9 protein-coding genes and 1 pseudogene are annotated in these 12,729 nt (G+C 55.2%); 6 read left to right on the top strand and 4 right to left on the bottom strand.

The genetic code is table 11. The annotated features are described in order from the left end of the window. The 3 genes from WIH05_RS04550 to WIH05_RS04540 form a co-directional block, all read right to left on the bottom strand. A partial coding sequence (locus WIH05_RS04550) for a zinc-binding dehydrogenase (RefSeq protein WP_215653542.1) occupies positions 1-987 on the bottom strand: 987 nt, incomplete at its 3' end. Positions 988-1,088: 101 nt separating this feature from the next. Then, the gene (locus WIH05_RS04545; RefSeq protein ID WP_022274640.1) at positions 1,089-2,414 is read right to left on the bottom strand and encodes a GntP family permease; all 1,326 of its coding nucleotides are present in this window, start codon (positions 2,412-2,414) and stop codon (positions 1,089-1,091) included. Positions 2,415-2,657: 243 nt separating this feature from the next. Beyond that, complete coding sequence (locus tag WIH05_RS04540) at positions 2,658-4,592, bottom strand: sigma 54-interacting transcriptional regulator (protein WP_022274639.1); 1,935 nt, start codon at positions 4,590-4,592, stop codon at positions 2,658-2,660. Positions 4,593-4,828: 236 nt separating this feature from the next. Here WIH05_RS04540 and otnK point away from each other — a divergent pair. The 4 genes and pseudogenes from otnK to aroA form a co-directional block, all read left to right on the top strand. After that, positions 4,829-6,067 (top strand): annotated as a pseudogene (otnK, locus tag WIH05_RS04535) (3-oxo-tetronate kinase); the annotation flags it as partial. After that, positions 6,062-6,664 carry a class II aldolase/adducin family protein gene (locus WIH05_RS04530; protein WP_337425041.1) on the top strand — a complete coding sequence of 201 codons (603 nt, stop codon included), beginning with the start codon at positions 6,062-6,064 and terminating at the stop codon, positions 6,662-6,664. The pseudogene otnK and the gene WIH05_RS04530, both read left to right, overlap by 6 nt. 100 nt (positions 6,665-6,764) lie before the next feature. After that, positions 6,765-7,859 carry a prephenate dehydrogenase gene (locus WIH05_RS04525; RefSeq protein ID WP_022274637.1) on the top strand — a complete coding sequence of 365 codons (1,095 nt, stop codon included), beginning with the start codon at positions 6,765-6,767 and terminating at the stop codon, positions 7,857-7,859. A gap of 14 nt (positions 7,860-7,873) precedes the next feature. Further along, a complete protein-coding gene (gene aroA / locus WIH05_RS04520; protein ID WP_337425040.1) occupies positions 7,874-9,154 on the top strand; it encodes a 3-phosphoshikimate 1-carboxyvinyltransferase in 1,281 nt (426 codons plus the stop codon). A 49-nt stretch (positions 9,155-9,203) separates the two neighbouring features. On the opposite strand, the gene WIH05_RS04515 is transcribed toward aroA, so the two are convergent. After that, positions 9,204-10,223: a glycosyltransferase family 2 protein gene (locus WIH05_RS04515; RefSeq protein WP_022274635.1), complete on the bottom strand. Its 1,020-nt coding sequence runs from the start codon at positions 10,221-10,223 to the stop codon at positions 9,204-9,206. Between the two features lie 147 nt (positions 10,224-10,370). Here WIH05_RS04515 and arcC point away from each other — a divergent pair, with 147 nt between their 5' ends. Beyond that, positions 10,371-11,300: a carbamate kinase gene (arcC, locus tag WIH05_RS04510; protein WP_158357021.1), complete on the top strand. Its 930-nt coding sequence runs from the start codon at positions 10,371-10,373 to the stop codon at positions 11,298-11,300. 253 nt (positions 11,301-11,553) lie between these two features. Then, a complete protein-coding gene (locus WIH05_RS04505; RefSeq protein ID WP_022274632.1) occupies positions 11,554-12,645 on the top strand; it encodes a hypothetical protein in 1,092 nt (363 codons plus the stop codon). Positions 12,646-12,729 lie beyond the last annotated feature (84 nt).

The raw sequence follows: 12,729 nt of genomic DNA, 5'->3' as shown, positions 1-12,729 counted from the left end.
TGGACGGAATACGATCTTAATGGCCGCATCGTCCTTATCTGCCAGGTCAAAGCCGGCCCGGATATTCTCCAGCCGGAATTCATTGGTGATCAGCGGATGGATCTTTACACTGCCCTGGATAATAGGCCGCAGGGTATCGGGCACCCATACATACCGCTCCTGCCAGGTATGATGCACCAGACAGGTATTGACAAATTCCAGGCCGTCGTCATGCCACCGGCTGATATTTAAATTCACCGGAGTGGTCACCCAGCTGTAAAAAACAAACTTTCCATTGTGGCGGATCATGGCGCTGGCGGCATTGAAGGATTCTGCCGTTCCGGCGGCCTCCACCACCACGTCGGCTCCTCGTCCTCCGGTCAGTGCCTTCACCTTTGCCACCGGGTCCTCTTCTCTGGAATTGATGACCACATCAGCTCCCAGGGATTTTGCCAGATCCAGCTTTCCATCCAGCACATCCACCACGATCACCTGGTAAGCGCCCTTCAGCCGGGAACACTGGGCAATGATCTGTCCCGCGTAGCCGCCTCCCATGACCACCACCGTATCGCCCAGCTGGACGCCGGTATGAAGTCCGGAGAACATGGCGCAGGCCGTGGGCTCACCCAGGGCAGCGATATCCATATCCAATCCCTCGGGAACCGGCTGGAGCTGGAAGCTTTTTGCCTTAAAATAATCCGCAAAGTTATTATTCCATCCAAAGGCCATGACCTTGTCTCCCACCTTGTAGTCACTGACGCGGCTTCCTACGGCTGCCACCGTCCCGCCGCTCTCATGGCCCAGAAGAAAGGGAAACTCCGGCGGTTGGCGGAACTCCGCCGTCTGGGGCGGAAGGAAGCCTCTGTAAAAGCTCTTATCCGATCCGCAGATCCCCATCATATGGTTCTTTACGATAATATCGTCCTCTCCGCATTCCAGTTCCCGCTCGATCAGCTCGATATCATAGGCTTTATTGAGCCTGGCTGCTCTTGTGATAAATTTTTCCATTTCTGCTTCCTTTCTGCAGTCTCTCCAGGACTGCGCCCCTTCGGGAGCAGACGCGGGCCGGCCGCTGCTGCGGCTTCCTCCCGCGCCCTGCCCCCGGCACATCAGATCACATGAAGGGCCACCAGCAGGCAGGTCACTGCGGCTCCCACAAAGCCGGCCACAGTGGATGCGCCGCCCACGGCGCGGATTCCCTGGTTCACATCCATATTGGACATGGAAACCGTTACCCAGAAGCCGGAGGAATTGGCATGCTTAAACATCAGCGCACCGGTACCGCAGGCCAGGAAGGCCGCCACCGGAGAGATCCCCAGGGTTGCCAGCATGGGCTCCACCAAGGCTGCCGCCGTCATAACGCCCAGAGAGTTGGAGCCAGTCACCACATGGATGATGGCTGCGATGATAATAGGGATCAGGATCGCCGGAAACGCGGACTGGGCAATGACTTCCGCAATCTTTTCAGCAACGCCCGCGTTCTTAACAAAGGTAGCCAGGGCTCCGCCCATGCCTGTTACCACAATGGGCATGGCCGCGGCATTGATCCCGTCGTTGACCCAGTCGTTCAGCACCTTTTTGCTCTTCCAATCCTTACCGGTCAACAGAAGGGAAAGGATACAGCCAGTGAAGAGAGCAGCCAGAGGACTTCCGATGAATGCGCAGAAATTGGCGATCTGCGTATCGGGAACCAGAACAGAGGCCGCTGTATTCACAAAGATCAGAGCCAGCGGGAACAGGATCGGGAGCAGGGATCTGGACAGGGACGGAAGCTCCATGTGCTCCGTCTCCCTGGCAGCTGCCAGGAATTCCTCCTTGGGAGCCACCGGTGTTTTTAAGGACATACAATAGAAGGTCGCCGCGATCACGCTGGGAACCGCAACGATGGCTCCCCAGAGGATGGCCTGGCCCAGCGGCACGTTCAGCAGGGCCGCAGCAGACACCGGCCCCGGTGTAGGCGGTACAAGAGACGCTGTGACCAGGGCTCCAAGATAAAGAGCCGTGCCGTAGCTCATCATGGATTTCTTCGTCTGGACTGCCAGCATGGACACGATGGGGATCAGAAGGATCACCACTGTATCGGCCCAGATGGGGATACCCAGGATGGCAGAGCTCAGGGCAATGGCCCAGATCATGTGCTTTTCACCCACAAGGCCAATGGCCCATTTGGTGATCCGGATGGCCGCTCCTGTCTTTTCCAGCACGGTTCCCATGGTACAGCCCAAAAAGATCACGATGGCCACACTTTTAATGGTACTGGAGAAACCGCTGTTGATGGTCCCCTCGATGTCCTGCCAGGGTGTCCCCAGGGCAATGGCCAGAATAAATGCCGACAGAAGGATTCCCATGGCGGCGTTGACTTTGCACTTGGAGATCAGCACGATCATCAAGACGATCACCAGAGCAAATACGATCAGTACGTACGATGTTGACATAAGTCAAACCCCCTTTTGTATTTTTCAGATATCCATGTTAAAAAGCAACCTTTATGCCAAACGGATCGTCCTGCGCAGATTTTCTTTTTGTGTCAGTATTTTCCTTGTGTGTCCTGCATGGTCTTTTCATGCTGTTTTTCCTTTTTATGTGCATATTCAATAAAATTTAGTTGCAAATATGTTGCGATGCATCATTTGCATCGTGTTTCATCGCTGCACCATCCAGATTGTTTCAGACCGGGATCATAGATTATATTTTTTCATTTTTCTCCACAGGGTGGAGCGGTCCATTCCCAGAAGCCCGGCAGCCCGGACGCGGCTCCCTCCGCATCGTTCCAGGGCCTCCAGGATCCGCTCCCGCTCGGGCCTTAAGGGATCTGCCGGAAACGCCGTGCATGCAGTTCCGCTCTCCTTTGTTTCCGTTTTCCTTTCTTCCATGCCGGCCTCCTCCAGGTCCCTGGGATACAGGGCGCGGCTCAGGTCCTCTTTTGTCAGTATACTTCCGTCCCCAAGCACCAGGGCCCTCTCTGCAATATTCCCAAGCTCCCGTATGTTTCCCATAAAAGGATACTGGTACAGCAGCTCCAGGGCCTCCGGCTCCGTCACCGGAGCCTTCACGCCCATATCCTGGCAAAGCTTCCCCAGCAGATGGCAGAACAGAAATTCCACATCCCGCTCCCTCTGCCTTAAAGGCGGCAGAAACAGCCGCAGCACATCCAGCCGGTACATCAGATCCTTCCGGAATCCTCCCTCCTCCGACAGCCTTGTGATGCTCTTGTTGGTAGCTGACAGGATCCGCACATCGATATCGATGACCTTATTATCCCCAATGCGGCGCACCTGCTTTTCCTGAAGAGTCCTCAGGAGCTTGCTCTGGGTGGAAAGAGAGATCTCCTCCACCTCATCCAGAAACAGGGTGCCTCCATGGGCCTGCTCAAACAGCCCCATTTTTCCTCCCCTGCTGGTGCCTGTAAAGGCTCCCTCCACATAGCCGAACAGCTCGCTTTCCAGCAGATTTTCCGGCAGGGCCGCACAGTTGATGGCTACAAAGGGGCCGTTTTTCCTGCGGCTGCTGTTATGGATGCTCTGAGCAAACAGCTCCTTTCCCGTTCCGGTTTCACCCACGATGATCACGTTGGAATCCGTTGCCGCGTACCGCCGGGCCGTCTCTATGGTCTCCTTCATGGTCCCGCTCTCGTGGAGGATGTCGTCAAAGGTGTATCTGGCCTTCAGCCCCCGCTCGCTGAGCTTTCTCCTGATCTGGCTCTCCAGATTCTGGATCAGGGTGATATCCGAAAGGCAGATCACTGCTCCAGATATTTCCTTGTTGGCGATCACCGGACGGCAGCTCACCGACACCCTGGTCTTCGTTCCCGGTATGGTGAGGATCCGCCCGCTCTGTTCCAGGCCTCCCGTCATGACCGTCTCAAAATCCTTATAAAGATAGGGAAGAACGGTCTTCAGCTTCCGGTCCATGAGGCTCACATCTCCATTCATCTGCCGCACCACCCGGTTTCTGACCCGGATCACTCCGTTCCTATCCACGTACAAAAGACCGTCCTCAGAGGAATAAATGATCGTCTTATACATCTGGGAGATCACCCGTTCGCCGCGGATCCGGTCCACCGTGCGCACCGCCTCATCCACAGCCCGGGCCACCGTATCCTGGCCAGTTTTTATGACCACCGACGGGATTCCTTTGTGCTCTGCCAGGATACAGGCCGAATATCCCCCGACCACAGCGTCGCAGCCCGAAGCCAGGATCCTTTCCATGGTCTTTTCCAGATCGTCATGAAGCACCGGAGCAAACACCGCCGCATTGACCCCCACCATACGGCAGATCTCCTCAGCCTCAAACAGCCGGCTCTCAAAGCCACAGATGGCGATCTTTCCGGGATGAAAGAGCTTTTGGCACTCGATCACCGCCCGCAGCATATCATAACCGGAAATATCCAGACAGATGGTGGGTATGTTCTTATATCGGGCAATGGTCTTCTGGGCTGAATAGCCCCGGGCAATGATGGCATCGTATTCGTCTGCCGGCACATCCGGCGTATCCTCCACTGTCATCACCTGGACATCCGCGTCCAGGCGCTCTCTTTCCGGGTGATGCGCAAGCACGTAGTCTACGATCTCCTTCAGCTCCGGATACGGAACGATCACTAATAATCTTATCATGGGTTCCTCCTGAATTTTATGTTGCACACTTGATTGCATTTTCGTTGCATTGTTTCAAGTATACTGCATCATGATGCGCCCCGTCAACCAGGGGAGCGGTGGGACGCGGCGGATTTCCCCGGTTTCCGTCTGGCACAAAATTTGCTATTATATGTACAGCAACAGTAAATGTACCAAAACGCCGCCGGAGGAGGCAATTCCCCTCTCTGGAGGCGCAGATATAGGAGGAAACAGATATGGCAGTATTCGGATGTATTGCAGATGATTTTACCGGCGCCAGCGACGCCGCTTCATTTCTTGTAAAAGGCGGCATGAGCGTCCGCCTCTATAACGGGATCCCGGAACGCCCGGAAGACGGGGACAGCGCCCAGGCCATTGTCATTGCTTTAAAATCCAGGACACAGGAAACGGCACAGGCAGTGGATGACAGCCTGCGGGCAGCCAGGTTTCTTCTTAACCAGGGTGCACGGCAGCTCTATTTCAAGTATTGTTCCACCTTCGATTCCACCCCGAAAGGCAACATTGGGCCCGTGGCCGACGCACTTATGGATCTTATGGACGTGCCCTGTACCATTCTCTGCCCCGCTCTTCCCGTCAATGGCCGCACCGTGGAGCACGGACATCTGATGGTGAATGGCGTTCCCCTTCATGAAAGCCATATGAAAAACCATCCGCTGACCCCCATGTGGGACAGCAGCATCAGCCGGCTCATGGAACCCCAGAGCCAGTGGCCCTGTATCCCGATGGAGGATCCATCTTCATTTTCCCTGGAAAAAGCGGCAGAAAAGGCCGGTGCCAGAAGGTTCTATATCATTCCCGATTATAAAACCACCGAAGATGGCCGCGCCATCGCCGCAGCCTTTAAGTCCCTCCCCCTTCTCACGGGAGGAAGCGGACTCCTGGAGCCTCTGGCAAGACTCTGGTCCCAGGAGCTGGGAGGCGCTGCAAAAATCCCGGAAAGCCTCGTCTCCGGAAAAGCGCTCCTGCTGGCCGGAAGCTGCTCCCAGGCGACCCTGGGACAGATCGCCTGGTACGAAGCCCAGAAAAAGCCCTCCTATAAACTGGATCCCAAAGCACTGCTGGAGGGAAGACAGACCGTGGATGATGCCTGGAAGTTCATCCAGGAGCATGAAAACAGTTCTGACGCCGTTCTGGTTTATAGCTCCGATACACCGGAAAAGGTAAAGGAATTCCAGTCCCTGGGCGCTGAAAAAGTCGCCTCCCTTCTGGAGGACGCTGCCGCCCGGCTGGCTGTAAAGGCAGTAAAAGCCGGCTATACCAGGATCATCTCGGCCGGAGGCGAGACCTCCGGCGCCGTCACCAGAGCCCTCGGCTTTTCTTCCTATCTGATTGGAGAAAGCGTGGCTCCCGGCGTTCCCATCATGGTTCCGGCGAGGGAGCCCGGTGTCCGCCTGATTTTAAAAAGCGGCAACTTTGGCCAGGAGGATTTCTTTGGCCGTGCCCTTTCCATGACCGGCGGCACGGATCCCGTTCTGGACCAGAAGCTGTCCGACGCCGTCTGGACAGCCCGCAGCCTTTTTGACCGGGGAAAGACCAGCGGCTCCTCTGCCAACATGAGCTTCCGCCACAAGGACAGGATCTATATCAGCGCCACCGGCTCCTGCTTCGGGACCATGAAAAAAGAGGATTTCGCTGTGCTTTCCATGGACGGCACTGTGCTTTCAGAAAAAAAGCCCAGCAAAGAATGGCCTCTGCATCTGGCACTGTACGAAAAATCTTCTGAAACCGGGGCCGTGATCCATACCCACAGCACCTTTTCCGTCCTCTGGAGCTTCGTTCCCGCGAAAAATGACCAGGACTGCATCCCGGATCATACACCTTACCTGAAAATGAAGCTGGGAACCGTGAGACTCGTCCCCTACGAAAAGCCCGGCTCCGAGGCACTGTTCCAGGCATTCCGGGAGCGGGTGGGGGCTTCCGACGGCTTCCTGTTAAAAAATCATGGACCGGTCGTTCCCGGAAAATCTGTCATGGATGCCTTTTTCCGCCTGGAGGAGCTGGAGGAAAGCGCCCGGATCGCCTGGGAGCTTTTCCGGGCCGGTCTGGAATAGAAAGCCAGCCCTTCAATGGCTTTTTCGCTTTAGTGCGCTGAGTTTTTTGTTGACATTTACCAGGGGGTGATTTAAAATTTAATTCCAGGAGGACTTGATTATGAAAGATTTGACCATCGGTTTTATCGGGCTGGGACTGATCGGCGGTTCCATTGCCCGGGGAATAAAAAGAAGCCGCAGGGACGTGCGGATCATGGCATATATGAGGAGCCGGGATAAGCTGGAGCAGGCAAAAAGAGATGGCGTCGTGGACGTGATCCTGGACGGCATCGGCGAGGAGATCTCCTGGTGCGATCTGGTCTTTCTCTGCACCCCGGTGGAATATAATGCTTCCTATCTGGAGCAGATCCGCCCGCTTTTAAAGCCCGGTGCCCTGGTCACAGACGTGGGGAGCACCAAAACGGATATCCATGAGACCGTAAAGCGGCTGGGTATGGAGGAGGTCTTTGTGGGCGGCCATCCCATGGCCGGATCAGAAAAGACCGGCTATGAGAACTCCACAGACCATCTCCTGGAAAACGCCTACTATATGATCACGCCCACAGAAAAGAGCACCCCGGAGCAGATCGGACGGATCCGGCGGGTGGCCCTGTCCATTGGAGCCATTCCCATGGTCACCGATTACCGGCAGCACGATTTTTCTGTGGCCGCCGTCAGCCATCTGCCCCATCTGGTGGCCTCCAGTCTGGTGAATCTCGTAAGGGATAATGACAATGAGGAGGAGCTCATGCGGACCATCGCCGCCGGAGGCTTTAAAGACATTACCAGGATCGCCTCCTCCTCCCCGGTCATGTGGGAGCAGATCTGCATGACCAATACGGAGAATATCAAGGTACTGCTGCGCCGGTACATCCAGTCTCTTGAAACCATATATGAGGAGCTGGACCGCCGGGATGGAAGCTCCATCCACCGGCTGTTTGAAGAGTCGGGCGCATACCGCAACACCTTCTCCAGCCACAGCCGCGGCCCCGTGGCCCCGGATTATTCCTTTACCGTGGATATCGTGGACGAACCTGGCTCCATTTCCACTCTGGCCGTGCTCCTGGCCTCCAAGGGCATCAACATCAAGAACATCGGCATCAACCATAGCCGGGAAGAGGGCGAGGGCGCTCTCCGGATCTCCTTTTATAACCAGGACTCCGAAACCAGGGCCTATGAGCTGCTGAAAAAATACAACTATACGCTTATTAAATAGAAATGAGGCATTCCATGAAACTCTCTCCCGCAAAAAGCATCCGGGGCTCCGTTGCAGTCCCCGGTGATAAATCCATTTCCCACCGCAGCGTCATGCTGGGCTCCATCGCCAGAGGAACCACGGAGATCCACGGCTTTCTGGAGGGGGCCGACTGCCTCTCCACCATCTCCTGCTTCCGCCATATGGGCGTGGACATTGAAAACAAAAACGGCGTGGTCACGGTCCACGGCAAAGGCCTCCATGGTCTTTCGGCTCCCTCAGCCCCCCTGGACTGCGGAAACAGCGGAACCACCACCCGGCTCATTTCCGGGATCCTGGCAGCCCAGGGCTTTTCTGCCGTTCTCACCGGCGACGCCTCCATCCAGAAGCGGCCCATGGGCCGGATCATCACCCCCCTTTCCATGATGGGGGCAGATATAAAAAGCATCCATGGAAATGGCTGCGCGCCGCTCCAGATCACCGGAAAACCTCTTTCCGGGATCTGCTACGACTCTCCTGTGGCCTCTGCCCAGGTAAAGTCGGCCATTCTCCTGGCCGGCCTTTATGCCGAAGGGGAGACCCGTGTCACAGAGCCCCAGATCTCCAGGAACCATACGGAGCTGATGCTGAAATTCTTTGGCGCGGATATCCGCACCGAGGGCTCCACCGCCACGGTCCGCCAGACGCCGGAGCTTTACGGGAACCGGATCACCGTTCCCGGGGATATCTCCTCCGCCGTGTACTTTGCCGCCGCCGGAATGATCCTCCCCAACTCTGAGGTGCTCATAAAAAACGTGGGGATCAATCCCACCCGCGCCGGCCTTCTTACGGTCTGCAAGGCCATGGGAGCTGACCTGACCCTTATAAACGAGGACCACAGCGGCTCTGAGCCCACCGCCGACCTGCTGGTACGCTCCAGCAGCCTCCAGGGTACGGTGATCCAGGGTTCCGTCATTCCCGCCATGATCGACGAGCTTCCCACAGTAGCCCTCATGGCCTGCTTTGCCCAGGGCCGCACCGTCATTAAAGACGCCGCTGAATTAAAGGTCAAGGAATCCAACCGGATCGCCCTTGTGGCAGAAAATCTAAAGGCCATGGGAGCCGACGTCACTGAGACCGACGACGGCATGATCATCGACGGCGGCCGTCCTCTCCACGGCGCGTCCATCTCCGCCCATAAGGACCACAGGCTCGCCATGACCTTCGCCATCGCCGCCCTTGCCGCCGAAGGCAGCACCGAGCTTCAGGACGCCGACTGTGTTTCCATTTCCTATCCTGATTTTTATACAGATCTAAAAAGGCTGGTCCGCAGTTAAATACTGCGCCCAGCCCTTTCTTTTTCCTTCCCGTCCGGCGGGACGGGGATCAGTTAAATCCAAAAAACTTCTGTGCGATCTTATATCCGGCAATGGAGATCTGTCTCCCTCCCTTGCCGGGAAGGTTCATTCCCTGGCCCAGGAAGCCGAACCGGAGCCGTATGTACAGCCTGGGATTGGTTTTCTTCACATACTCCCAGAGTTCCTTCTTTTTCGCCATATTTTCATCGGTCCCAGACCGGATCGCCAGGATGGAGCTGACCACCATCATGATCTCCAGATACCTTGTCATATACCGCCTCAGCTTCTTATTCTGAAGCTTCGTCACATCATAATAGCCCATCATCAGCTTTGTCACCCGGATCTGCTGGTCGATGCGGCCGATCATCACCTGCTCGTTGACCGACTGGTCCGAGCGGCCGATGAAATACCGGTAAAAATTCACATCCAGATAGTACATCTTCCGTACATGGGGAAGGGGCTCGTAAACGAAGATATTGTCCACATAGAATGTATGCATGGGAAGCTCCAGGCCGCAGTCCCTTAAAAGCTCGGTCCGGTAAATGACCGAATGCATCAGGATGTACTGGCCCGCAATGAACACCTTCACATCATCCCAGGTGAACACCTCGTTTTTGGGAAGGGCTGTGTTGTAGTTCATTACTTTTTTATGCTTCGCACCCTGCTTCTCATACACAAAGTTGGTGATCAGCATATCCAGGGTATCCTTTCCGTACACGAACCGGCGCAGCGTATTTAACACCTGCACATACGCCTGCTTATTGACCCAGTCGTCGCTGTCCACTACCTTGAAGAAAATGCCTGTGGCCTCCCGGAGGCCTGCGTTTACGGCTGCGCCATGACCGCCGTTTTCCTGATGGATGGCGCGGCAGATCCCCGGATATTCCCGTTCATACCGGTCTGCGATCTCACCCGTATTATCCTTCTGGGATCCGTCGTCCACAATGAGGATCTCCACCTCGTCACCGCCAGGCAGAAGGGACCGGATGCAGTTTTCCATATACGCTGCCGAGTTATAGCATGGGATTGCGATTGATAACAGCTTCAATTTTTCTTCCTCCTAAGGTCAGATTTTGCCATATCTTCCATCATCATAGCATACTTGTGGTAAAATTGCAAAAATTTCCTTCCACCCGCCGAAAAAATGTGATATGATAGGAGAAATAGAACAATCCAGTGAAAGGAACTGATCCATATGGCAAAAAAGAGACTTGTACTGGCCCTGGGCCACGACGCCCTGGGAACCAATCTTCCGGAACAGAAGGCAGCGGTTGCCAAAGCCGCAAAGACCATTGCAGATTTTATCCAGAACGGCTGGCAGGTGGCCATCACCCACGGAAATACTCCCCAGCTGGGAATGATCCATACAGCCCTGAACGAACTGGCCCGGGAGCATAAGGAATACACTCCGGCTCCCATGTCTGTCTGCTCTGCCATGAGCCAGGGATATATCGGATATGACCTCCAGAACGCCCTGCGTACAGAGCTCATCAAGCGCGGGATCTACAAGCCCGTATCCACGATCCTGACCCAGGTGACCGTGGATCCCTATGACGAATCCTCCTACACCCCCCTTAAGGTGGTGGGCCGTACCATGACCGCCGAGGAGGCAAAGGCTGAAGAGGAAAAGGGCAATTTCACCGTTAAGACAGAAAACGGCTACCGCCGGATCGTGGCCGCTCCCAGACCTGTGGCCATCGTGGAGATCGACGCCATCAAGGCCCTTCTGGATGCAGACCAGCTTGTCATCGCCGCAGGCGGCGGCGGAATCCCTGTTATGGAGCAGGGATCCAGCCTGAAGGGCGCCAGCGCCATCATCGAAAAAGACCGGGCTGCAGGACTCCTGGCAAAGGAAACCGACGCCGACGTTTTAATGTTCCTGACCGGCGTTGACAATGTTTCCCTCAATTACGGCACGGATCACGAGGTCCATCTGGACAAGGTCACTGCCGCCGACGCAGACCGCTACGCAAAAGAAGGCCAGTTCTCCGCAGGCTCCATGCTGCCTAAGATCGAGGCCTCCATCGACTTCATAAACGCAGGAAAGGGCCGCCACGCCATCATCACCTCCATGGATATGGCAAAAGACGCCCTGGCCGGACGGGGCGGCACCACCATCGCATAGTCCCGGAGCCGGAACATATCTGGAAAACCATGGAAGGGGCTGTATGGAAGCGCTCTGTACCGGAGCGGTGATACAGCCCCTTTATCAGCATTGGGAATATAGTATAGGATAAACCTGCTGGGCCGCAGGGTCCGGCCCTGTCTCTGCGGTCCGGCATCGTCTCTGCGGTCCGACACTGTTTCCGCAGACCCGCATCGTCCCTGCCGCCGCGCCGGAGCGCAGGCCAGCCGCATTTTATATAAGGAGAAATGAAATGAGAAAGAGATCCTTTTTAAGAAAAAGCCTGATGGCTTTATTTCTTGCAGCTTCGCTTTTTAACGCTTCTGTTCTGCCCGCCCGGGCAGAGACAGGTATGGAACTTTTCAAGGAAGATCCTCAGTATGGTGCCACAGGCTATCCGATCGTAGTCCAGTCGCAATACCAGGACGGATTCCTCCAGCCCTACCAGGAGGAAAGAGCCTCCCAAATGTCAGGATCAATTTTTATAAACAACACAGGCCTGTATGAATATAACGGCCAGGTCATCTATCTGATGTTCTCAAAGCAGCAGAAAGTGGCACTGGTAACACATAATCATAAAAATTCTGATGGAACCTTCTCCACCTACACCCTGTACTGCGATCCCCAGGGACGTATAAGAGAATACACAGAGGAATCAAGGGCTGCCATCGACGCGGAAATCGCAGAACAGCTGGCCATGCTGGAGGCGGAAATCCAGACACAGTATGGAGTCTCTATTTCCCATAGAAAGGCATTTTCTGTTGATGAGAGATATAAATTTGCGAGCACAGTGAAGGAAATCCTGGATCTCTGTCCGGCAGGAAGTATCCGGATCATTGCTGATGCCTCCCAGGCAGCCACGGGAAAACCACTGAAATTTCAATCAATCTATATCGACTCTGAAAGGAATACAGATTCTGGCTGGTGGGTTGATGGAACCTATTCGTTTGATTCCAACGTAGTCCAGACCAGCGGTTACCTATCAACAGCTGCTCATGAATTAGGTCACGCGATGGAATCAACCTTGAATAAAGCCTCCGGAAAAAAACTCCGCCAGGATTTTGCTGCAATGAACAGCGGCCACGCATATGACCTCAACTATTATTATGACGGAGCACCTCTTGCCATGCAGGAGGGAGGTGTCCCCCCCTGCTTCAAGAGCGGATATTCTGCAACATCATTTACTGAGGACTTTGCCGATACCTTTGCCGATGCCATGATCTATTCCACAGCGGAACTGCAGGAGGCAGTAAATCGTGGAGATTTGACGGCGGAGTATTTTCAGAAGGTGGTCTATGTGAAGCAGCTGTTCAACCAGTACGCCGGAGCGACCGTGTTCCAGTAGCCCGCCGGGACTGGACGTGCTCCGGATGCCCGCCGGAATTAACCGCGTTCCAGCAGCTGGACGGGACTGGCAGCACCCCAGCGG

The sequence above is a fragment of the Alitiscatomonas sp. genome, assembly GCF_037242085.1.
GTDB classification, from domain to species: domain Bacteria; phylum Bacillota; class Clostridia; order Lachnospirales; family Lachnospiraceae; genus Alitiscatomonas; species Alitiscatomonas aceti.
The sequence above is the reverse complement of the archived record's forward strand: the minus strand, read 5'-3'. Positions and strand labels throughout refer to the sequence as shown.